This is a genomic window from Listeria immobilis (assembly GCF_014322765.1).
Taxonomy (GTDB): domain Bacteria; phylum Bacillota; class Bacilli; order Lactobacillales; family Listeriaceae; genus Listeria; species Listeria immobilis.
Genome location: NZ_JAASTZ010000019.1, coordinates 1 through 23648, shown reverse-complemented (window position 1 = coordinate 23648; position 23648 = coordinate 1). Strand labels below are relative to the sequence as shown.

24 protein-coding genes and 1 pseudogene are annotated in these 23648 nt (G+C 35.5%); 5 read left to right on the top strand and 20 right to left on the bottom strand.

Annotated features, from left to right (window positions below; genetic code table 11):
* Positions 1 to 96 precede the first annotated feature (96 nt).
* From fmnA to pplA, 4 genes are all read right to left on the bottom strand, one after another.
* Complete coding sequence (gene fmnA, locus HCJ50_RS13190) at positions 97 to 897, bottom strand: FAD export ECF transporter transmembrane subunit FmnA (RefSeq protein ID WP_185348026.1); 801 nt, start codon at positions 895 to 897, stop codon at positions 97 to 99.
* Positions 898 to 916: 19 nt separating this feature from the next.
* Positions 917 to 1876: a 1,4-dihydroxy-2-naphthoate polyprenyltransferase gene (menA, locus tag HCJ50_RS13185; protein ID WP_185348028.1), complete on the bottom strand. Its 960-nt coding sequence runs from the start codon at positions 1874 to 1876 to the stop codon at positions 917 to 919.
* A gap of 38 nt (positions 1877 to 1914) precedes the next feature.
* Entirely contained in the window at positions 1915 to 2994 is a 1080-nt protein-coding gene (locus HCJ50_RS13180) for an FAD:protein FMN transferase (protein WP_185381322.1), read from the bottom strand.
* Between the two features lie 160 nt (positions 2995 to 3154).
* Positions 3155 to 4057, bottom strand: coding sequence for an extracellular electron transfer flavoprotein PplA (gene pplA, locus HCJ50_RS13175; RefSeq protein ID WP_185348031.1), 903 nt, complete (start codon positions 4055 to 4057; stop codon positions 3155 to 3157).
* Positions 4058 to 4502: 445 nt separating this feature from the next.
* Here pplA and HCJ50_RS13170 point away from each other — a divergent pair, with 445 nt between their 5' ends.
* The 5 genes from HCJ50_RS13170 to HCJ50_RS13150 all read left to right on the top strand — a co-directional run bounded on the left by HCJ50_RS13170 (position 4503) and on the right by HCJ50_RS13150 (position 9997).
* Positions 4503 to 6389 (top strand): FAD-dependent oxidoreductase, encoded by a 1887-nt coding sequence (locus HCJ50_RS13170; RefSeq protein ID WP_185348033.1) that lies wholly within the window; start codon positions 4503 to 4505, stop codon positions 6387 to 6389.
* A gap of 176 nt (positions 6390 to 6565) precedes the next feature.
* Positions 6566 to 7000 carry a flavin-based extracellular electron transfer system protein EetA gene (gene eetA, locus HCJ50_RS13165; RefSeq protein ID WP_185348035.1) on the top strand — a complete coding sequence of 145 codons (435 nt, stop codon included), beginning with the start codon at positions 6566 to 6568 and terminating at the stop codon, positions 6998 to 7000.
* Positions 7001 to 7032: 32 nt separating this feature from the next.
* Positions 7033 to 7578, top strand: a complete 546-nt coding sequence (eetB, locus tag HCJ50_RS13160) for a flavinylation system FAD exporter subunit EetB (RefSeq protein WP_185348037.1) — start codon at positions 7033 to 7035, stop codon at positions 7576 to 7578.
* A 21-nt stretch (positions 7579 to 7599) separates the two neighbouring features.
* A complete protein-coding gene (locus HCJ50_RS13155) occupies positions 7600 to 8580 on the top strand; it encodes a polyprenyl synthetase family protein (RefSeq protein ID WP_185348039.1) in 981 nt (326 codons plus the stop codon).
* Between the two features lie 85 nt (positions 8581 to 8665).
* Complete coding sequence (locus tag HCJ50_RS13150; RefSeq protein WP_185381351.1) at positions 8666 to 9997, top strand: metallophosphoesterase; 1332 nt, start codon at positions 8666 to 8668, stop codon at positions 9995 to 9997.
* A 47-nt stretch (positions 9998 to 10044) separates the two neighbouring features.
* Here HCJ50_RS13150 and HCJ50_RS13145 read toward each other — a convergent pair.
* From HCJ50_RS13145 to HCJ50_RS13070, 16 genes and pseudogenes are all read right to left on the bottom strand, one after another.
* Positions 10045 to 10893: pseudogene (locus tag HCJ50_RS13145) on the bottom strand (DUF4003 family protein).
* A 31-nt stretch (positions 10894 to 10924) separates the two neighbouring features.
* Positions 10925 to 11746 carry an SMI1/KNR4 family protein gene (locus HCJ50_RS13140; protein ID WP_185348043.1) on the bottom strand — a complete coding sequence of 274 codons (822 nt, stop codon included), beginning with the start codon at positions 11744 to 11746 and terminating at the stop codon, positions 10925 to 10927.
* A gap of 72 nt (positions 11747 to 11818) precedes the next feature.
* Positions 11819 to 12562 carry an SIS domain-containing protein gene (locus tag HCJ50_RS13135; protein WP_185348045.1) on the bottom strand — a complete coding sequence of 248 codons (744 nt, stop codon included), beginning with the start codon at positions 12560 to 12562 and terminating at the stop codon, positions 11819 to 11821.
* Positions 12563 to 13282 carry a KDGP aldolase gene (locus HCJ50_RS13130; protein ID WP_185348047.1) on the bottom strand — a complete coding sequence of 240 codons (720 nt, stop codon included), beginning with the start codon at positions 13280 to 13282 and terminating at the stop codon, positions 12563 to 12565.
* On the bottom strand, positions 13242 to 13991 hold the full coding sequence (locus tag HCJ50_RS13125; protein ID WP_185348049.1) for a creatininase family protein: 750 nt from the start codon (positions 13989 to 13991) through the stop codon (positions 13242 to 13244). Before HCJ50_RS13125 ends, HCJ50_RS13130 begins: the two co-directional genes overlap by 41 nt.
* A 12-nt stretch (positions 13992 to 14003) precedes the next feature.
* Positions 14004 to 14996, bottom strand: a complete 993-nt coding sequence (locus tag HCJ50_RS13120) for a phosphotriesterase family protein (protein WP_185348051.1) — start codon at positions 14994 to 14996, stop codon at positions 14004 to 14006.
* 68 nt (positions 14997 to 15064) lie between these two features.
* A complete protein-coding gene (locus HCJ50_RS13115) occupies positions 15065 to 16363 on the bottom strand; it encodes a PTS ascorbate transporter subunit IIC (protein ID WP_185348053.1) in 1299 nt (432 codons plus the stop codon).
* A 25-nt stretch (positions 16364 to 16388) separates the two neighbouring features.
* Positions 16389 to 16661, bottom strand: a complete 273-nt coding sequence (locus tag HCJ50_RS13110; RefSeq protein WP_185348077.1) for a PTS sugar transporter subunit IIB — start codon at positions 16659 to 16661, stop codon at positions 16389 to 16391.
* Between the two features lie 2 nt (positions 16662 to 16663).
* On the bottom strand, positions 16664 to 17098 hold the full coding sequence (locus HCJ50_RS13105) for a PTS sugar transporter subunit IIA (protein ID WP_185348055.1): 435 nt from the start codon (positions 17096 to 17098) through the stop codon (positions 16664 to 16666).
* Between the two features lie 194 nt (positions 17099 to 17292).
* Positions 17293 to 19359 carry a BglG family transcription antiterminator gene (locus HCJ50_RS13100; RefSeq protein WP_185348057.1) on the bottom strand — a complete coding sequence of 689 codons (2067 nt, stop codon included), beginning with the start codon at positions 19357 to 19359 and terminating at the stop codon, positions 17293 to 17295.
* A gap of 140 nt (positions 19360 to 19499) precedes the next feature.
* Positions 19500 to 19988: a hypothetical protein gene (locus HCJ50_RS13095; protein ID WP_185348059.1), complete on the bottom strand. Its 489-nt coding sequence runs from the start codon at positions 19986 to 19988 to the stop codon at positions 19500 to 19502.
* Positions 19985 to 20629, bottom strand: a complete 645-nt coding sequence (locus tag HCJ50_RS13090) for an ABC transporter ATP-binding protein (RefSeq protein ID WP_185348067.1) — start codon at positions 20627 to 20629, stop codon at positions 19985 to 19987. The genes HCJ50_RS13095 and HCJ50_RS13090 overlap by 4 nt, the downstream gene beginning before the upstream one ends.
* Before the next feature lie 11 nt (positions 20630 to 20640).
* Positions 20641 to 21390, bottom strand: a complete 750-nt coding sequence (locus HCJ50_RS13085; protein WP_185348069.1) for a hypothetical protein — start codon at positions 21388 to 21390, stop codon at positions 20641 to 20643.
* A gap of 1 nt (position 21391) precedes the next feature.
* A complete protein-coding gene (locus tag HCJ50_RS13080) occupies positions 21392 to 22102 on the bottom strand; it encodes a hypothetical protein (RefSeq protein WP_185348071.1) in 711 nt (236 codons plus the stop codon).
* On the bottom strand, positions 22089 to 22874 hold the full coding sequence (locus HCJ50_RS13075; RefSeq protein WP_185348073.1) for a hypothetical protein: 786 nt from the start codon (positions 22872 to 22874) through the stop codon (positions 22089 to 22091). The genes HCJ50_RS13080 and HCJ50_RS13075 overlap by 14 nt, the downstream gene beginning before the upstream one ends.
* 65 nt (positions 22875 to 22939) lie before the next feature.
* Entirely contained in the window at positions 22940 to 23347 is a 408-nt protein-coding gene (locus tag HCJ50_RS13070) for a DUF2712 domain-containing protein (protein ID WP_185348075.1), read from the bottom strand.
* Positions 23348 to 23648 lie beyond the last annotated feature (301 nt).

Below are 23648 nucleotides of genomic sequence, written 5' to 3'. Positions count from 1 at the left end.
TTTTATATAGTAGAAACACACTTTATATATAATAGAAAACGGCTATATATATGGATTTGACGCATACAAAAAAACATCCGTAAAGACCGAATGTTTTTAGGTTGACCGAAGTACTAATAATCCTATTGTTAAAAGAACCATTACAAGCCCTGCAATCAAGTCCCCGAAATGCCAATGCAGTATCCGAAAACGCGTCCTTCCTTCACCGCCTCTATATCCTCTTGCTTCCATCGCGTCAGCAAGCTCTTCCGCACGATTAAAGGAACTAACAAACAGCGGAATAAAAATCGGCACTACCACTTTCATTTGTTCAAATAAATTCCCTTCACCAAAGTCTACACCACGTGCACGCTGAGCTTTCATAATTTTGTCTGTCTCCCCCATAAGCGTAGGGATAAAGCGTAACGCCACAGAAATCATTAAAGCAATATCGTTTACAGGAACTTTTAGCACTACGAAAGGTCGAAGGATGTAAGCTATTGCATCTGTTAAATCCATGGGAGTAGTTGTTAATGTGATGACTGTTGACATCATTATAATAAGCGCAAAACGTAAAAATACAAAAACACCATTTAAAAGTCCGAATGAAGATATTGTAAACGGACCCCAGTCAATATAAATTGTTCCACCACTCGTAAACAAGACCTGCATGATGACTGTAAATAGAATCAACCAAATGAGCGGTTTTATTCCTTTGATGAAAACTTTTACTTTAATTCCAGTTAACTGGATAATCATTAGTGTGAACAAAACCATTAAGGCATATGTCCACCAGTTGTTCGCTAAAAATAAAATTCCAATATAATAAAAACCTGCGAGTAGCTTTGTTCTTGCATCAAGGCCATGAATCAAGGACTCCCCTGGAACAAAGCGACCTAATATTAGCTTTTCTATCATTCAAAGAAGCCCCCTTCCCTTATGCCAATTTTTGTAACAGAACGCTCACTGCCATTAAGATTGTCAATGTCGCATTGATTAGTACAAAATTCCGTATTCCGATAACAAATGTTTTCGATTTTACTTGCTCTTTGTTAAATTTAACCAAATTACGATAGACTGGATAAGCTACAAGTAGTGACAGCAGCATAATAGGATGCAAGAAGCCAACTGCAACGGAAACAGCTACTGCTAAAAATGATGCATAATATAATCCATTAAATAGTATGACACCCATTTTTCTTCCTATATAATAAGGAAGTGTATAACGATGGTTTCTAATATCTTCGTCTAAATCGCATAAGTTATTAGCCAGCATAATGTTAGCAATCGTAAAAATACACGGTAAGGATACCACACCTATCCGAATAATTTCTATTAAATTGAACTGAATTGTAACCATTTCCCCTTGCCAAAGCAAATTTGCAATTCCAGCATCATAAGCATTTACATATACTGCTAAAAAAAATATGCCAAATCCCATTGTCACGCCTGAGAAAATTTCTCCTAACGGCATACGAGAAAGTGGTACAGGTCCAAATGTATACAAAATACCAATACAAAAACAAACAAAGCCAATTAATAGCACAAGCAAGTCGGTTCTAACTACTAGCCAAACACCTAAACCAGTTGCAATAAAGAACATTAGAAAAATCGTGATTATAACTGTTCGTTCAGAAATGCGTTCTTGCCCGATGACATTACTTGTTGTTCGATAATCGTAATCATGATTATCTGTTGCTTTACGATAATCCATATAATTATTAATTGCCGTTGTAGTTAAATCGAATATCAACATGGCGCCAAAAAATATGAGTGTATTAACTGGCTTAAATAAATCATATTGATAGACAACAAATAACGTCCCTAGCATAAATGGGAATACACTAGCAATTTTAGTCTGAATTTCGACTAATTTCAAAAAAGACGGAATCGACATAACTCCTTTTTAACCCCTTTCTTCTATATTAAATAGTTTTATTTTAATGTATCCATTTCAAAGTTTTTGTCGGTTAATTCAAATTGCCCTTTCAATCCAGAAGTTTCGTATACTTTTTTATCTTTACTAATAAAAATAGCATCTACTCCTTTAAATTGTTCAATGTAATCCATTCCGCCTTTAACACCTTTGGAGAATGTAGCAGTGGATAGGCCGTCGCCATCGATTGATTTTTTAGATACAATCGAAACTCCTGCAATATCGTTATCAAATGGATAGCCGGTTTTCGGATTTAAAATATGGTGGTATGTTTTTCCATCCACTTCTAAATATCGCTCATAAATACCAGATGTCACAATAGACATGTTCGCTTCTGGAAGTTTCCCAATCACACTACCTCGAGGGGAAAATGGATCTTGAATTCCTACATTCCACTTATTACCATTTGGATTATTTCCTTGTACATAAATATTTCCGCCTAAATCAATAATGGAAGTCGTTACTTTATTTTCTTTAAATACTTTGAGCGTTTCATCTGTAATGTATCCTTTAGCAATCGCTCCTAGGTCAAGCTCCATTCCTTCTTTTTCAAGGTAAACGGTTTTGTCTTTATCATTCATTTTGACGTTTTTGTAATTAATTAATGGTAAAACAGCGTCAATTTCTGCTTGTGAAGGTTTACGTGCATCAGAAAAACCGATGTGCCATAAAGAGGTTAACGGACCAATGGTAATATCAAAGCTTCCTCCAGAGTTTTCAGAGTACTTAAGCCCTTCTTGAATTAGATAGTAAATATCATCTGACACTTTTACTGGTTTTTTTCCAGCTTGTTCATTTATTTTATCTACTTCTGATGTTTTTCCAGAGTCACTTGTTGTAATCTTAGCCGCTAATTCTTTAATGCGATCAAAACCTTTATCAAGAACGGCTTCTTTATCTTTATCATAAATCTTTAATGTAACCACTGTCCCCATGAGGAAGTCGGTTTTAGAGTATGGTTGATCAATTAGTTTTTTCGAATCACTTGGTTTTTCAGCTGTATCTTCTTTGGCGTTTCCACAAGCTGACACAACGAGCACCAACATAATTATCGAAAGTATCAATTTCCATTTATTCATTAGCTTTTACACCTTTCTAATCATGATCTTTACTTGAATAACTATAGCGTAATTAAAGGAATAAATCTACAGTAAAAGGGGGCAATTCCTTGTTTTTCGATAAAAAAATCGGCTAGCCCAAGAATAAGGGCCAGCCGTTTTGTACGTTTCTTTGCAGAAATTATTCAGCTTCTACTAGGTTGTACACTTTAATTGTATCTGTGTTACCATTTTGAGCTGCATTTTCAAGTTGTGCAGCGTAGATTTTGAATTGGTTAGAAGAGTTAGTTGCACCAGAAACTGTATCTACTTCAGCAGGAGTTTGTTTATCTACAAGAGATTTGTTAAGTGCTGGAATATATTCAGCTGGACCAGTACCTTCTTTAGCTTTCATATTTTTTTCATACTCAGCATCGTCTGATTTAAGGTTGCCGTCTTTATCAACATAGTTGTAATCAGATTTAGTGATTTTACCATCTTTTACATCAATGCTGAATGCCACACGATAATTGTGTGAGTAGTTTTGTTCTTCTAATTTGTAAGTTCCATCTTCCATTTTAGCTAGGTTATTGATGGAAATTGTAGTTGTATCAGCTTTTTGCGCTGCTTGGATTAATTGGTTAGCATAGTTGATGAAAGCGTCTGAAGAATGAGTTGCTCCTGAAACTACTTCTACAGATCCTGCTGCTTGTTGTTCAACTAAAGAATCATTTAGTTGTTTCAAATATTCTTGAGGACCAACGCCTGCTTTAGCTTTCATATTTTTTTCATAGTCTGCGTCTTCAGATTTTAATTTACCATCTTTATTTTTGTAATCATAGTCGGATTTTGTGATTTTGCCATCTTTTACTTCGATGGACATAAATGCTTTCCAGCCATTGTCATCGTAATTTTTTTCTTCTAATTTGTAAGTACCATCAGTCATAGTACCATCAGTTTTTGCTGCTGTTTTCTTTGTTTCTGTTTGTTTTGTGTCTGAGTCTTTCTTGTCCTTGCTGCTATCATCGCTACTACCGCAACCTACTAGTAATAAACTTGAAGCCATTACTACGGTAATACCCATTGCTACTTTTTTCAATTTCATATTTGCTCCCACCTTTTGTTTTATTAAAACGTTGATTGTGATATCGTGAACACAGATGAATAATCTGATAAAACGATATCACTTTTACAATACAAATGATACCATCAGCGCCTCCTTTTGTCTACTGTAATTCTATAGACGTAATTTATCTAATTTTCTAAAAAATGACTATTGATGTATATCGTATTAATAAAAGCACACTTGCTAAAGAAAATTGGAAACAAAAATGCCTAAAAACCTAGTAAAAACAGGGACTTTATGACTGCTTAATTTTATTCTATTTGTATAAAGTCCTATTTTTCACTTTTTAGATTAGAATTATTCTATACTATCTAGACATTAGTAGGAGGTTTCTGTTAAACTATGATAGGTTATATTAATACTGTGGGGAATTTTGGACTCATTTTATTTTTGTGAATAAACTTACAAGGAGTTGAGGAAGCATATGCCTGAAAAAAATATTGTCTTAATTGGGGCAGGATATGCAGGTGTACACGCTGCTAAGAAATTAGCTAAGAAATACAAGAAAGACAAAGACGTTAATATTACATTAATTGATCGTCATTCGTACCATACGATGATGACTGAACTTCATGAAGTTGCTGGTGGTCGTGTTGAACCAACTGCAGTTCAATATGATTTACGTCGTTTGTTTAATAGAACAAAAGTTAATCTTGTAACTGATAACGTGACACATGTAGATCATGATAAAAAGATTGTAACAACAGAACACGGGAGCTATCCATTTGATTACCTAGTACTTGGTATGGGCGGCGAACCTAATGATTTCGGGACACCTGGTGTAAGCGACAATGGTTTCACACTTTGGTCTTGGGAAGATTCTGTTAAGTTACGCAAACATATTGAAGAAACTGTAACGAAAGCATCTCTTGAACAAAACGTTGAAAAACGCAAAGCAATGCTATCTTTCGTTGTTTGTGGATCTGGATTTACTGGTATCGAAATGGTTGGGGAACTTTTAGAATGGAAAAATCGCTTAGCAAAAGATAACAAAATTGATCCTTCTGAAATTAAATTAGTTGTCGTAGAGGCAGCTCCAACTATTCTTAACATGCTAGAAAGAAGAGACGCTGACAAAGCAGAACGTTACATGGTTAAAAAAGGTATTGAAATCTTGAAAAACGCTGCAATTGTTGAAGTTAAACCTGATAGCATTGTGCTTAAATCTGGCGAAGAAATTCCAACAAGTACTTTAATCTGGACTGCTGGTGTTCGTGCTAACTCTGATACAAAAGATTACGGCATGGAAGCTGCTCGTGCAGGACGTTTAAAAGTAAATCAATATATGGAAGCAGAAGGTCTTAAAGATGTTTATGTCGTTGGTGACCTTGCTTACTTTGAAGATGAAGAAGGCAAACCAACACCGCAAATCGTTGAAGGTGCTGAACAAACTGCTCTAACTGCAGCGAAAAGTATCATCGTTGAAATGAGCGGTACTGGTGAAAAAGAAGCCTTCCAAGGTAAATATCATGGGGTTATGGTTTCAATTGGCGCTAAATACGGCGTTGCTCACCTTGGTGGTATGCATCTATCTGGTTGGTTCGCTATTTTAATGAAACATATGGTTAACCTTTATTACTTCTTTGGTATTCGTAGTGGTTATTACATGTGGCAATATGTTATGCATGAATTCTTCCATATTAAAGATCACCGTAATATCTTCCGTGGTTGGACTTCTCGTTACGGAAACGTACTATGGACACTTCCATTACGTGTTTATCTAGGTTGGTTCTGGATTGACGAAGCTCTTTCTAAAATCTACGGCGAAACAACTTGGGATAAAGTAAGTATTACGAATTTAAAACCATTATTTAATGGTGTTGGTTCTGATTCTTGGTTAACTGCTACAACTTCTAAAATGCCATTCGAATGGTTACAAACTTCTGCTACATCTGGCGCGAGTCAAGCTGCCGGAGATGCTGCTGGTGCTGCTGCAACAAACGTAACAACACCAATTCTTAGTCATATGCCTGGTTGGTTTGAATGGATTATGAAACTTCTAATGCCAAACCTTGATGTTGCATTAGTTATGCAAAAAGTTGTTCCTTTTGTTGAACTTGCAATTGGTCTTGCTATGGTTGTTGGTCTATTCACTTGGCTAGTAAGTATCGGAAGTGCCGGATTCCTAGTAATGTTCACTCTAAGTGCTATGCTTGGTTGGGACAAATTCTGGGCGTTACCAGCTTCTATCGCACTTCTAAATGGTGCTGGTCGTACATTCGGTCTTGATTATTGGGCAGTTCCTTGGTTCCAAAAACATCTTGGTCATTGGTGGTACGGAAAACCAAAATCTGTTTATAGAGACAAATAAAATAACTACTAGTAAAATTTAAATAAAAAATCGGGAGTGCATCCAAAAGCCGTTTTTGGCATAGGAAGTGCTTCCGTTTTTATTATTTATACGTTTTCTGGACTTTTTCCTATTATATTTGAGCGATATCCTTTAAAATAGGATTTGGATATGACTTTTGAAAAGGAGGCAATGCGGTGAAGAAGTATTTATCTATGGTAAAACGTTGGGATATTATTATTATTTTATCTCTTTGTGTGCTTTCCTTTTTACCGATTGCTATTTTTTCATTTGTTAAAGCGAATGAACCGGCTCCTGCTAGCGGAAAAACAGAACTTATCGCGGTTATTTCGGTGGATAGCAAGGAATATAAAACCGTCACACTCACGGGACATAAGGGGACTGAAAGCTTTGATGTGACACAACCCGATGGACATTCTAATACTATCGAGGTTTCAGGCGAAGAAATCCGGATTAGCAAGGCGAACTGTAATGATCAAGTATGTGTCCGAACTGGCGCGATTGACAAACAAGGAGATACTGTTGTTTGCCTACCGCATAAACTAGTAATTGAAGTAAAAGCGAGCGATGGGAGTTCAGGTGATTCAGATGATCCAATTATCTCTTCCTGACCTTATCCTCTAATAGATAGGAAAGTGTTTCTATGACAAAAAATAGACGATTAGTATATATAGCACTACTAGCCGCACAAGCAGTTGTTATAAGTTTGCTGGAACGTGCGATTCCGTTTCCTTTTGCCTTTGCACCAGGAGCAAAATTAGGACTTGCTAATATCATTACTTGTATTTCACTCTATACGTTATCAGCAAAAGATACATTTATGATTATTTGCATTAGACTTGTATTATCTACTTTGCTCGGCGGAACGATTTCCACGTTTATGTATAGTGCTGCGGGGGCGATACTGAGTTTTCTTGGGATGTGGCTAGTCCAAAAACTTGGGCCAAAACGTGTTAGCATTATTGGGGTTAGTGTTACTGGTGGAATTCTGCATAATGTTGGGCAACTTGTTATCGCAAGTTGGATTGCGGGTACTTGGTCGGTCATGCTTTACTTGCCAGTATTATCATTTATCGGGATTCTTTCAGGTATCGCAGTCGGTATCGCTGCAAACTATCTACTAAAAAACGTCCAAACATTACGCATGTTTGCCGATGCAAAACAAAATCAAGCAGCGACACAAAAATAATATTTAAAAAAGGAGTTCAATATGCAACTTCATGCTATGTGGGATGACTATCCTGCGCTTTCCAATGATTTAAAAGAAGTTTTACAAACAATCGAAAAAAATATTAAAATTCGAGATAAGCGTGTAGAGAAAAATGTCAAAGATTTGATTCATGCTGGCGGAAAATTACTTCGCCCAGCTTTTGCACTTCTTTCTGCTCAAGCTGGACCTGAGTTTGATAAAGATCGTGCTGTTTCTATAGCAGCTGCACTAGAAGTCCTTCATATGGCCACCCTTATTCATGATGATGTAGTGGATGACTCACCTTTACGTCGTGGTGTTCCAACCATTCATTCAAAATATGGCCGGAATTATGCTGTTTATACAGGGGACTATCTGTTTTGCATTTGTTTTAACATTTTATCTGCCCACGCATCTTCAGTGGAGAATATTGAATTTAATAGTAAAAATATCGAAAAGATTCTAATGGGTGAACTAGACCAAATGCGTACAAGTTACAAAATGGATGTTACTGTGCGTGAATATTTAACACGAATTTCTGGTAAAACAGCTCAACTTTTTGCGCTTAGCTGTTATTCAGGCGCTAGCGGTAGTAAAGCATCACGTATGACTGTTGCCAAATGTTATAATATTGGTCACTATCTTGGTATGGCTTTTCAAATTATTGATGATGTTCTTGATTATACAAGTACAGATGAAGGGCTTGGAAAACCAGTTTTAAATGATATGAAACAAGGTATTTATTCACTTCCGCTCATTTATGCGATGAAAGGGCATTTGGCGGAATTCGAACCACTACTTTCAAAAAAATTAGCTATGTCTGATGAAGAGTCTAAACAAGTTTTAGCACTTATTTCAAAATATAACGGCGTTGAGCAAGCATTTAAACTAGCAAATAAATATACAAACAAAGCTCTTCGTGAAATTAAAAAATTGCCAGCTGGCGCATATCGAGATGATATGTACCGCCTAACTAAAAGTATTCTAGATCGAGATATTTAATTTATTTAGAACATTTCTCTTTAGTGAGTTTTGTTCTAAAATTTATCTCTTATTGTGAAAATCCAAACATGAAAGCGTGATGAACGTGATTCGATTTTTTAAGATAGCTTTACCCTTAATTCTAGCTTGTTTTTTAGTTGCTTGTAGTTCAGCGAGCGGCCAAACGGAAGATATCACTACACCTATTGAAAAAAACCGTGATTTATCAATAGTTGAGACAACAGATGTTCATTATCTTGATCCGTCGTTAACAGATGATGGAACTGCATTTAAAAAATATGTAGCTGCCGGTGATGGTAAACAACTTGCTTATAGTAATGAAATAACCGATGCTTTTTTAGATGATATTAAAGCGAAAAAAACAGATGTGTTAATAATCAGCGGCGACTTGACCAACAATGGCGAGAAAGCTAGCCATGAAGGATTAGCAAAGAAACTCAAAACGGTTGAAAAAACAGGAACACAAGTATTTGTTGTTCCCGGAAACCATGATATTAATAATCCTTGGGCACGCAAGTTTGAAAAAGATAAGCAACTACCAACTGATACCATTACACCAAAAGATTTCAGTAAAATTTATGGTGACTTTGGTTATGATGAAGCGATTTCTAATGATGATTTTTCACTAAGCTATCTAGCTGCTCCCTCTTCAAAAGTCTGGTTGTTAATGCTTGATACTGCTATTTACAAAACAAATATGCAGCAAGGTACACCAACAACAGAAGGTGGATTAACAGCAGGTACATTAGACTGGATAAAAGAATGTAGCGCTCTAGCCAAGAAAAATGGTGCTAAACTTATCCCTGTGATGCATCATAATTTAACTGACCATAGCGATGTAATCCAAAAAGGCTACACAATTAATTACAATCAGCAAGTCATTGATACACTTACCGCGGGCAATATGGACTTTTCTCTTAGCGGACATATTCATACCCAAAATATTCGTGAAGCAGAAAGTACAGACGGTAAAAAAATAACAGATATTGTGACCAATGCGTTGTCTGTTTATCCACATAAGTATGGAAATATTACTTATGATGCAAAAAAAGAAAATTTCACTTACCAGTCGGAAAAACTAGATATTGAAGGTTGGGCGAAAAAGAATGGCGCAACAGATAAAAATCTGCTGAATTTTGATGCGTTTGATTATGAAACTTTTTACAACAGTGGTTATGACAAAGCAATTACGGATTTGATGACGAATGATTCCTTTAACTCGTACAGTCAATCAGACAAAGAAAAGATGGCTGATACGATGGCATTAAATAATATGTATTTCTTCGCTGGAACTGCCCCGCCAAAATCTGCCGGGATGGCTTTATGGGACTCCGCTCCAAATTCCTTTTTGAAAGAATATATTTTAAATACCTCTAATCCACCGAAAAAAAGTAATGATTATTATGTTAGCCCCTAACCAAAACCCCCGATAGCCATATGCTGTCAGGGGTTTTCTTAGTTATATTAGTTAGATGCAGCGGCGGCACTTGCTGCGGCGGCGGCACTTACTGCTACCGCTTGTTCCATAGCAATTAATATATGCACATTTACCATTAAACCTTCTAATTGCTCTTTACTCATTTGACCAGCTTGCTTTTCTGTATACATGCTTATCGCTAGCGCTACAACAAAATCTCGGCCAAATTTTAGTCCTGGCTGTTGCATTAACTCATCAATTAAATTAACTAAACCAGAGTCTATTTTCCGTCCATCCATTACATATGCCAAAATACCAATGCTGGAATAATGTAACGGTTTGATTTTAACTCCTTTTCGTCGCAATTCTTCTACAATATTATCCACTTTTCTTATAAACCCACTATTTTCTTCTCCATAAATAAGCGTTCCTGTTGTTGCCAAAAATTGCAAACTATCATTCTTGCGGAAGCCTTTATTGGCAAAGCCTTGAAAATAATATTCTGTTATTGCAGCTAACTTTGCTGTATCTCCTTCTGGCAAATTAGCTAAAAAAACTGTGGTTGTCACATCTTCGCTTTTTGTTAAAAATGGATGGTCTTTTTTGAAAAGCTCATGAATCGTTTTTGCTTTTCGTGCTGTAAAAACTGGGTCCAGCTAAGGAAGCACGGACATTTCCATTAAGTGCTGTAAAAAAACCTAATTGTTGCTTAATTTCTTTATTTACTTCACTAAATTTTTCCGGATTAATCACTTCATTATTCCCTGCAAAAAGCCGAGCAATTAGGAAACGGATGCGCTTATCAACAAAACCACACCACTTGTTTTTACTAAATCATAATTTTGCATTAACAATTTTGTCGCCTGATTACTATCAAAAACATATTCTGAATTCATAGTTGCACTCCTCTGTAATTTATTATTTTGTTTAAAATTCTTCTACGTACAAACCATCAATAAAAGACTCAAAATCCTTGGCTAGCCAGGTAATCTTGTAGCCAGCCTCTTGATCAATATGAACGACTTCCGGTTCACCCTGTTTCCCGCATTTTCGGTAGTCTAGAAAAACCATATCATGCCCTGCGGAAGGACAATCTGCAATCGCCAAACCAATTGGTGGATAGCCCCATTCACTTACCCAAAAATCCGTATTAAAGTGTCCATTTAGCGAATTACTAGCGTGACTACCAATACCCATTATCCCAGTAATCGCAGCACAATCTTCAGCCCATGATGTACTTTGTTTTGTAGCAATAGAATCTCGGTGAACATACCCTCCATTTTGCGTGTGGCGCATTAAATAAATATAGGATTCTGGCAATTTATACCCTAATTCTCGTTCCATTTCCACCACTCTTTGCGAAGTTGGGTATACGTCAATGTAGTCATTAGCAGAAGTTTTCATCCAAAGCCCTTTAAGACTTTCCTCTTTAAAAAAACGACCTGTTTCACTGAAAAAATCTTCTAACTCTTTTAAAATTTGCTTTGCTTGCTCTTGTTCAAAATAGAATGCATCAATAGGGAGATTTTTGTCTTTTATATTTGCCAAACTAGCAATTAAGTGTTGATAAATTTCTGGAAATCTTTCGCCTTGTTGATAAAGAACATCACTCAGTAGCACAGTCGCCGGAAAAACATTACTTACATTGGTTTGATCTAATTCTTGCTCCCAAACATCTTCGAGCAACCGGATTGCTTCCTTTGTCTTTCCTTTATCCAAATAATATTGTGCTTTTTTTGTTAATAACATAAAACCCACCTTAGAATATTTATAGCTCTATTATAACAAAAATCTAGGAATATAAAATTCCTAGATCACCTTTTATAAATTCATTCCGAGTAATGGAATGCGGACTGTATATTTTTCCACTAATGCCTGGTTATGCTCGTCTGCATTTTCGATATTACCGCTAATAAATACTGGTGGTGTGAAATTATCCTGCACCATTTTGTCAATTGCTTCTGCAAAGACGGCTTGTAAAATAGCTGCTCCGGTTACTGTTGATGTCGGAGCGAATGGAATATCAAATTTGTCTGCTTTTAAAACTGCATCACCTTTAACCGCGCCATTATCAATAACAATATCCCCAGTATCTGATAGACGTTTTCCTGATGTGTGACGAGATTGTTGGCTTGCGGAGTATTGGCGTGACGTAACAACGATAATGAAAGCTCCTTTTTCACGAGCAATTTCAGCTACGTCAATTGGCACAGGATTACGACCAGATGTCGATAATACTATCATAATATCCCCTGGACGAATATCCTCAGCGTTCATAAATGTTTTCGCATAATCATTTTTCCGTTCAAGAACAGAGGATGCTGCTGCGCCCTCATGTAGCATTAACGGTTCATGTAAAATTGGGTGAATTGCCGCTAAGCCACCCGCTCTATAAAATACTTCTTCCGTTAAAATATGCGAATGTCCGCAACCAAACAAATGAATGATACCATCGTTTTCAATTGATTCTGCTACTTTAACACCGGCTTTTTTTATGGCATCTGCTTCAGTATCTAGTATATTTTCTAATAACCGAATAGTAATATCGATATAATTGTTTAGCATTTATTTCCCCTCCAACGCAACCATGATTTTCTCAATTTCTTCGGGTTTTGTTCGTCCAGTCGCTTGATCAATGGTTTTCCCAAAAATATGCGGCATATAAAAAGGAATACCTGTTTTTTGGATAGCTGTGGTTATTTCATAAATATTTTCTGCACCTATCCCGCCGGCTGGTTCAATGCCATAAATCCCTTTATCAGCAGCTACTTTAGCTAAATAAATAAGCTCGTCTAAATATTTAGTACCTTCTACGCTCATAAATTTAATTGATGGAATATCCGCTGAAAGACAATAGTTTACTGCTTCTTCCGCTGTAATCTCATCTCCAGAAGATAATTTTACAATACCGATTTTCCCGGTAGGACGAACTAGCGCATTTGTATAAGTTTCTGGTAACAACTTATTTGTTAAACCAGCTGTTTCGATTGGTTGGTTGATATGGCAATCTGGTTCTAAGCGTGCAATATGAAGAACATTACGCCAATTATTCCAATCACCACCGCCACCTAGGCCAACACTTACAACTTCTGCTGTCTTTTGCAAGTCATTTATTGCTTTTGCAGCTTCTTCAGCAGTTGTATAGTTTGTTGCAACAATTCCGGGAACTGCATAACCACGTGCGGCATCCATTACTTCTTTTCCATTTTCTTTATCTTTCGCTAAAAAATTAAATAGCGCAAAATCATTCCATTTCGGTAAACTTTCGAATTTTTTCTTGTTCAATTTTTATCAACTCCACACATGTTTTTAACGTTTTTTCAATTAAGTATTCGCCTTTTTTCGCTGTTGCTAGGGTTGCTTCTCCTAGAACCGCAGTCTTGGTGAAGTTTTGCCATGGGGTTGGTGTAAAATCCGCATCAATTGGTAAAATTGGCGGATCATCAATCGCACGAGACATATTAGCATTTTCCGGGGATAGATACAGCATAAGGGATGTTTCGATTTCGCAGGCGTGAATGTATGTGTGATGACTTACTTTACCTTCCCTTACATCCATTGCGAGTTTTTGGATATTTGGGTAAAAAATATGCAATGTAATCATATCTGGAAATTTCGCAAATAATTCTCGGGCTGCATCTTTTAACGCTGCCATATTTCCAAGGTGTCCACTCACTGGAACAAACAACCGAAATCCTTGCCTATAAAGACTTTCGCCAATTTCAACGACCATTTTTGTCACTGTTTCATTGGATACAGTCAGGCTCCCTGGAAAATCTTGCAAACTCCATACTTGACCATAAGGCAATACCGGCAGAACAAAGGCACCTGTTTCTGAGGCTATTTTAGCAGAATATTCCGACGCTAAAATATTGTCTGTCCCCAGTGGCAAATGTGGCCCGTGCGCTTCAACTGCTCCAATCGGTAAAATCACTGGGGTTGTTTTGGTGATTTTTGCACCAATATCAAATGAATTTTCATCTGCATATAACACAGATTTCGCCTCCTATTTTTTAAAAGTGAAACATCTTGCTGGATTATCAATGAAGAATTTACGGATTAATTTTTCCCCATCAAAACCTTTTTGATTTGCCTCATCGATAAAACGAGGCACCCATTTTTTAGCAATATACTCAAGTCCTGGCCCATAACCATAATGTTTATAATATGTTTTCCGCGCGGTATCTCCACTCACAAGAATTTGGTCCTCAAAACCTTCCGATACTAAATATAAAATAGCTGCTATTCGTGCGCTTTCTGGAGCATATTTTATTTTTGCAATCCCATCAAATGACATAAATGCACCCGTTTTTGCAACTTGTTTATGATAATAAGGGTCTAGATTGCGATCCATATGACCGATAGAAAGATATTCAAGATTAACATTTTCTTGTTTTAAAATTTCTATTTGTTCCAACGCCATTGTTCCAGCTTCCGTATGCGAATGAATCGGCGCTTTTGTCTCATGGTGCGCTCTTGCAACGGCGCGTATCGTCTTTTCTTCTAAAGGGGTAATCATATTGTAGCCAGTTCCAAATTTCACCTGACCAGCCTTATATGCGGTTCCTTCAAGCCCTTCTTCTACTTCGCTTACGACAAATTCAGTTAGTTTTTCAATGGATGTCGCTTCAATCCAATCATAATATCTTTCAAAATCACCAATAATTGGTTTAAGTTCAGGTTTAATTTTCCCATCCCATAAGAAGCTTTTATTAAATCCAGCTGTACCAACAATTTGAATACCTGTTTCTTTGGAGATTTGCGCAACATCCGCTACCCTTCTGCCGTAATCAACCGCAGTGGCATCAACAATTGTTTTTCCACCTAAATCAGCAAAATCCTGTACGTCTAATTGTGATTTCGCTTTATCATCTAATAGTAAATCATCTGCCTTACGCTCTTGCCAGTAAGCAGGAACACAAACTATATGTTCATGCGAGTAAGTAAATCCCAACTGATCCGGGGTAATATCTCCATAAAAAGTACGAATAAAACTCATTTTTATAACTTCCTTTCAAAAAACCTCTTCCTCTTGAATGTTAGACAAGGAAGAGGTTTTGTTTTTACTTAAAAGAATAACTTCGCTAGCATGCTAACAATTGGTCCGAGAATAAACATATCCGAGTCTGCCGCCCACATTGCTGTATCTGGTACCGTTGTATTGATAAAGAAAGTTACCATGATATATTGACCCCAGGCGACAACCGTAGCTGTTAAAAAGCCACCTATTAATGCACCTCTGACACCACCAGTCGAGTTACCGAATACTCCAGCAACAGCTCCGTGGAAGAAAAGTACAATCATTGTTGGAACAAATACGTAACCAACTGTATTTCCAAGTACTACTAACCAGATAATCGCGCCGATAAACGCACCTACAAAACCGATAATCACGGAATTTGGCGCATATGGATAAACAATCGGAGCATCTAATGCAGGTTTGGCACCTGGAACTAGTTTGGTCGCAATACCATTGAAAGCTGGTACAATTTCACCAATAAACATCCGTACACCTACAAGAACAATCGCAATCCCTGCTGCAAAAGTAAATGATTGCACAATCGAGTAAACGATAAAACTTTGATTTCCAGCTTCTGCAATTAGTTTTTCTGCTCCAGGGGTTTTCTTAATCATTAAAATCACTGCACCAACTACAAACAGAATCCCCATTGTAAGAGCAGTAATAACATTGGAGTCACGTAAGAACTCTAATTTTTTCGGCAAATTAATATGTTCTGCATCATTTTTCTTATTGCCAAACACTTTTCCAAGCAATGCAGAAAGAATCGCAACACTGGAAGAAGTATGTCCCAATGCGACATTATCATTTCCGGTAATTTTACGTAAAAACGGTTGTGTAATAGCTGGTTGCAATGTCCAGTAAAGCCCCATGATAATCGCTAAGAAGAGCACAAGTCCCCAAAACGGAATATCTCCCCCAACCGCTTGAACAGTAATCCCGGCAAATATTGTCGTTGTCCAAAACATCATATGTCCAGTCAAATAAATGTATTTAAACGGGGTAAATCTTGCTAATAACACGTTGACTAAAAATCCAAGTGTCATTGCTAATGTAACAGCACTACCAAATTTAGCATTAAAAGCTTCTTGACCTAAAAATCCAGCGAGTGGCGGTGTTTCAAGCCCGAATACCTCTTTCCACATTGGCTCAAAAATCCCAAGTGAACCAGTAATAACTGCGGCACCAGCATTAATAATTAAAAATCCAATAATTGCTTTGAAAGTACCGCTAATAACCTGGCTTAAATTTTTCTTTTGTAAAAGCAATCCAAGTAATACGATAAATCCTAAAAGTATAGCTGGGGTCCCAAAAAAGTTATTGGCAATCCATGTAATAATCTCCATTTTTTTCCCACCTTTTTTGACTTATTTAGTTATTTATTGCCGTAGACAACGCATTTTTAATTTCTGCATTATCAAAATAGTTATTGACGATAATTACTTTGGCATTTGTATCATTTCCTAGTGTTTCTGCTAATTCTTGACTTGTAACAATAATATCCGCATTCATTGAGCGAGCTGCTGATACATCAATATGCTCGACATCTGCATCCACACCCATGTCTCGTAAAACTGTTTCTACATTCATTCGTAAAATTAAACTGGTACCTTGACCAAGTCCACACACTGCTAAAATTTTCATCATTATCCCTCCACTAATTCTCCAATTGCTTGGTAATCTTTTGCTTGCATCATTTTTTCAATATTATCGTTATTACTAAGCAAGGAGACAATTTTTTGAATAACTGTTAAATGCGCCTCACTTGAAGTTGCTGCGAGTCCAAATACTAATCGCACGGGATCATTTGCAGCGTGTCCGAAATTCACGCCTTCTTTTAATACGACTAGAGAAACTGCTGAATTTTTTACCCCATCAGTTGGTCTTGCATGTGGTATCGCTATTTGAGGCGCAATAACGAAGTACGCACCATTTTCATGATAAGATTCCACCATTTTTGTTACATATTGCTCGCTTACATAACCTGCATTTACTAATAATTCTCCTGCTTGCGTGATGGCTTCATCCGCTTTCTTTGCTGTTCCCAGCAGATTTACAAGCTCTTTATCCAAAAAAGACATATCTCTTCATCCCTTCTAACTAATTGATAGCGCTATCAATAACTTACACTTTTATTATAGATGCAGCATGACTGTTTAAAAAAGCCCAATTCCTTTCTTTTTGAAAGTGCAAAGAATAGACTGTTACATTTTGTTGTTAGCAGACATGCAAAAAAGCCAGCAGAACTTTTTATTGTCCAACTGGCTTTGTTGCTTTATTTTATTATTAACATTTCAGCAATTTCTGCTACTGTTTCTGCTTTTTCAATCTGCTCAAGCAAGTGATATTTCATAATTAAATTCGTAAGTTGACTTAATGCATTTATATGTGTATAGGAGTCAATGGAAGCGAGAACAATAATTAATTTGACTTGATCTTTCGCTTTACTTGAAAATGAAACTGGCTGATTTAATCGTAATAAGCTCATTCCAAGTCGAAACACCCCATCATCAGCCGACGCATGCGGAAGTGCAATTCCTGGGGCAATAACAATATACGGACCGAGTTTCTCAATATTTTCAATCATGGCATGTGGATAGTTTTTTGATATATATCCTTTTTGTTGTAGCGGTTTTGAAGCAACTTGAATTGTTTCACGCCAATCAGCTACATTTTCTTTAAAAACAATTCGTTCTTTTGGCAAAAGTTCTTCGAGTGTCGGGGATTTTTCAAATTGACTGTCTGGTTGTACTTGGAATAAAACAGATTTCAATTTCGACGCCAATTTTTCACGATCTTCTACTTTTGCATATTGATCGACCACATCAAGCACAGACGATAACATCCGCGCATCCGAATCTTTTTGCAAAATATGCGGGGCAATCGCCTTCATAAGTTGTTGTTTCTGCACTTCGGTTAAAATTGGGCTAACGATGAAAACTGGCGCTTTTGGTTCCATAATTGGCAAAGTAGAAACGATAAAGTCCGGCGTATAAATCCCTTTTTCAAATTCACGGATGGAAATCGGCTCCAATATTTCGACTCGTTCGCCGAGCAATTGCGAAAGTTGCCGTTCAATCATCCGTGAAGTCCCAACTCCTTTTGAACAAACAATTAAAAGCTTTTTCCGTTCAACTAACGTATTATTTTTACGCGAAAGATAACCTCCGAATAAAATCGTTACATAGGCTATTTCATCTTCTGGAATTGTTTCTCCGAGTAAATCTTCTAATGGTTCTAATGATTTTTTTGTAATTTCGTAAACATCACTATAACTCTGTTTAATATCTGTACGTAACGGATTAATCCATTCAATTTGGAACTTAAGGCGATAATAGGCTGGTTGTAAATGAAGTAATAGGTCTTTTTTTAAATTGCGATGGTCTTCAAAATTCACACATGCGAGCCGTTCAAATTCAGCAATGATTTTCTCAACGATAATATCTAATTTTCCTGCGACAGCTGCATTATCATTTAAACGACTAGCGCCAAGTAAAAGTTTTCCTAAATAAGTGATTTCCGCATGGTTGATTTTAAAATCTTCTGTTTTCTGTAACTGTTCATAAATTTCTTGCGCAATATCAAAAGATTCTACTTTCTGTTCTTCCTGTTCATTTAAATAACAATCTCGCTTCATTCGTTCTTTAAAGAAAAAGATCATAACGCCAATTCGCTCAATAACTTCATCTGTATAGCGAATACCAATTTTTTTCTCTGTCACTGCTAATATTTCAAATATCGTATCTAAGTGTGGAAAAAGTTCTTTGTTTTTAATCATTGGATTTATTTTCATTAAATCGAGCAGCTGATCTGCCGTTGCTATTTCTTCATTGTTCATACAATAATGAAGGAAAAATTGGCGGATACTTCGCTCGTCACCAACAACCATATTGCCGTTTTTACGATCATATGTAAGCTTTAGATTAAACTGTTTGAGGGCTAATTTTAGTTGTTTAATATCTTGTAAACTTGTATTACGGCTGACTTCATTGCATTCATTAATTGTATCTATGATTACTCTCGCATCAGTTATAAGCAGAAAAAATAAAATACGAATGCGACGTTCACTTGCCGAAAAAACTTTGTGCCTCGTCTCCCTATTTTCAAGAAGTTCTTTAATTACTCCTTTTTCTTCTTCCAATAAATAATAGCCTTGTCCGCGAACTGATTGAATACCATCCAGTCCAGCACTATCTAATTCTTTATTGATTTTTTCAACGTCATATTGAAGTGTTCGCTTGGAAATTCCAAGTTCTTCCTGTAATTTCTCGGGTGTAAGGTATACATTCGCCACTACGAGTGATTCAAGTAGCGTCATATTTCTGGCATCCAATTGTACCATTTAATCTACCTCCCTGATTTCGGTCTAGAAGGTAAAAAGATATGTCTATCTCAAGGTTATGCGAAAATGTGGGATTTTTCAAGTATATTTTAATTTTATGTATAAGAAAAGGACAAAGCTGGGCAACCTTGTCCTTTTCTTTATAAATTAAGCTCTATAACATCCCTTACTTCATTGCTCCAATATTTACTAGGAACAGCTAGGATGAATTGTTGTTTATTTTTAATTAACTCTTTTGGAACATTAAATCCCAAATTAAATTTGTATCGCCCCTTATCTTCTTCATAATCATAACTTATCGCCGAAATATCCGATAACGTCACAAAATTTTGATAACCTAATTGAAAATCCGAAATTCCAATGTTTTTGTTTGTAGACCATAATTGAACTAGAAGAAAATCTTCACTATCATTTTTATAATAGTCCTCATCTACATACTTATTTATATCCGAATCCTTAATAACTACCATATTTTCGACACTTATTTTTGCGCTAGCTAATTCAAAAACTTCTTGTTCAGAGTGCATTTTATCTTTATACGAAAAAGCATTAGCATTTAAATCATGCACACGCCAAATAAATAACCCAATCAGTATAACAATCGAAATCCCACCAATTATTTTCTTCATCCTTTTCTCCTATTTATTATTCGACCTGCTTCCATTTCAAATGTTTCATCTGATATCCCGTCAATATCAGCAATATGATGACTAGCTAAAAGAATAGTTTTTCCTTTTTCTTTTAAATCTAAAATCAAATCAATAAAACTTTGACTTCCTGCTTTATCCAACGAATTTGTTGGTTCATCAAATATTAATAAATCTGGATCTTCCATAATCGCTTGAGCAATACCAAGTCTTTGTCTCATTCCAAGCGAGTATTTTTTTACTTTTACATCCTCTTTTCCAGAAAGGCCCACTTTTTCTAATGCATTAAGAATCTCTTTTTTCCCTATTTGATTTCTAATAGAAGCTAAATATTCCAAATTTTGATATCCTGTATAATTAGCTAAAAAACCTGGATTTTCAATAATAATTCCTGTTTTTTCTGGAAAAGATTTAGTTTTATTAATAGCTACACCATCAATATTAATATCACCACTTGTTGGAGCAATAAAACCGCATAATGCTCTAAACAACATTGTTTTCCCTGAACCATTGTGGCCTATAAATGAATAAATCCCACCTTGTTTTAGTTCAAAATCAATGTCTTCCAAAACAGTATTATTTTTAATTATCTTTGTTAAATGATTAACTTTAATATAATTCATAGACATTCTCCCTAATTTAGTTTATATAAATCTGTTTTTTGATAGATAATTACACCAATAATCGTTGCCAAAAGCAAATACATAAATGGAATACTTATTACCAACCAATTATTCACATCAACAAATTTGGCAATATTAGAGGTACTTCCTATAATCCAATAATTCGTTACAAAACAATTAATTATAATCATTACAAGAGCAACCATAATAGCAAAGAACGGCTTAATTATTACCGAAAGCAATAATTGCATAGATATAAGCACTATTCCCCCGATAAAAAAGCAAAACCCAATTTGAAATAACGATAGATTTAAACCCTCATATAGCAACGTTGGCTGTAAATTAAAAGTAATACCATAAAGAAAACTAACAAGAATGACTAAACCAAAGAACGTTAAGTAATAGACTAACATCACTGTAATAATTAGTAGAATTTTAGAAAAATAGGCTAATTTCCTATTGTTAAAACGTATCGTGACAAATTCTTCCAACATAAACAATTCCGTGTAAAAATAACTTCCAAATAGGAAAACAGGTAAACTTTGAATGATAATCCAGTTCAAATTACTTTCAATTGGATTCCCTTGACCATTTTCTTGTTGTAAAAATCCTAGAAACGCATCTGCTATTGTACCTGATCCATTTTTTGTATTTAGCACATCCACCATAACTGTCAATATTAAAAGCAAACTTAAACCGACTATTTTCAATCGATTCACTTGCAGGAACCATAATATTTCTCGTTTGAAAAATAACCGCATATTAACGCACCTTCTTTTTCGAAGTCCGGAACATATCTTTTTTCTCCATGAAAAACCAGTTAATCCAAAATATAATGATAAGTACACTAATCAAACATAAAACTCGTCCGGCAAAAGAATACAAATCTATCAAGTCTCTATCATTAACTACAAATAGATTGGAAACTTTCTGTAATTTTATTGTGCTACTATCAAATAAAAATACAAGAAATACAAGAAAAAATGCAATTGCCTTATTATTTGTAAGAATAATTAAAACGTTCTGTAAAACTCCTATAAGTATTAATCCTAACCAAAATAGAATAAATGAATATATATACAACTGTAACACTTGAGCACTTAGAGCTATTTCTCTATTCAATATACTACTTCCTAGACTTAATATATTGCTCATTATAGCAATGAGAAAGGCATTCCAAAAAATTACTGTCACATTAACTTTCCAGAGCTTATATTTATTTTTAACTCTAACGACAGCAAATTCTCTATTTTGAAAGTATAATATTTGATTTAACCATAAGCAAAACGGGCTCAAAATCATAAACAAAACTTCCGCTGATACAGAACTTTGTACAACAGAAAGAACATCCATTCCAGTATTTTCTGTATACCATAGTCGTATTATAATTATAGAAATGCATAGTAATACTAAAAGTAAATATTTTATTTTTTCAAAACCAAAAATCATCTTAATTAAATTATGATTTTTCATTTTTCACACTCCAAGTAATACCAATAATTGCTGCTATAAACAGAAGCAGAAATTCTATCCAAACAACTTGAAAATTCAAAGGATATGCTTGTTTCGGAGTTAAAAAACCAAACGGACTAAACTCAGGATAACCAACCAAGGAAAATACAATCCAAATCCCATAATACAACGCTAGCGGACTTAATAGCACTACATATCTACTAGAACTGAAAAATGAAACTAAGATCCCAATTAAAGCGAATAATCCACTATAAGCAAATCCGATTACAAGAAATATCACCTCATAGGTAATTGGACTTTCATAAAATATATCCGCAAACATTGCTCCATAAGTTACTGGTACTTCAGATATAAAGTAATCAAAAGGGACTGATGGATAGACTACCATTGATAGACAAAGCTCTATAACCAACGGCAGGCAAAATGCCACTCCTCCAGCAACAAACACAACTATACTTTTTGAACAATAATACTGTTTGTCTGTTCCCCTTATCCGCGAAAAGAGTTCTAACCCACTACGTCGATCTTCTCCTAATAAATCGGCTCCAGCTAATGCGACTATACATGGTAACAATAAATAATAAAGATTTGTCCCAAGCCCTGTAGTATCATAACCAGTTAGATGTAGAAAAACATTTTCTTCTATAGGCGAATAATAACGCGCTGCAGTTATTTGCTGTATTATCACGATAAACATTCCAAGTGCAAGAGCTAGAAAAAATGATTTACTCTTAAAAATTCGCTTAAATTCTATTTTTAAAAATTGCCTCATTTAAAATCTCCTTTTATAAATATAGGGCAAGCTTCTACATATTAAGAAGCCTACCCTATAATAATTTAAATGCTATCTGGACTCCAAACACCTGTAGCACTAACCCTAACTAGCTGAGTCTTACTAGTTTCAGCAGCTAATTTAACCTTACACTTACCATATTTTTCATAAGCATAGTTGGTAATTTTTTTACTTCTACCTTGTGTTACAGTAACCTGTTTACTTCGAACATTAGCTCCATTAGATTTTAAAATCCAAGCGTCCATCGAACCTTTACCTATTGATTTTAATTTCACATAAGAAGAGGTAGCATTCTGTTTCTGTCTGGCACCAGTATAGTCGTTTCCACCTAACCTACCTAATGTAAAACTAAACTTTGTATCCGAATAATTCGCTGCACTTACATTTAAAATACCCATCCCCGATAAAAATACTGCACCCGCTAATACTAAAACTACTAATTTCTTTTTCATTTAATCTCTCCTCTATATATCATTTATGTACACTACAAATATAACATTATTATTACAAATTGTAAATAACTTTTTAGAAATATGAACCATTACTTTATAACTATATTATTCAGTTGTTTATAGTTTTAAAAGTAGTTTGGAATGTATAAAAAATCACAACCACCTGTGTGAATGGGTGGTTTGTTCTTCGGTTGAAAACCTCTCTTACCGACCTAATCCTAAAGTGACATAGTACAATAAAAGTAGACCCAGGGTTAGAGAAAAAATGATAAAATAAAAGAAAGAAAACCCAAGTGTCAAA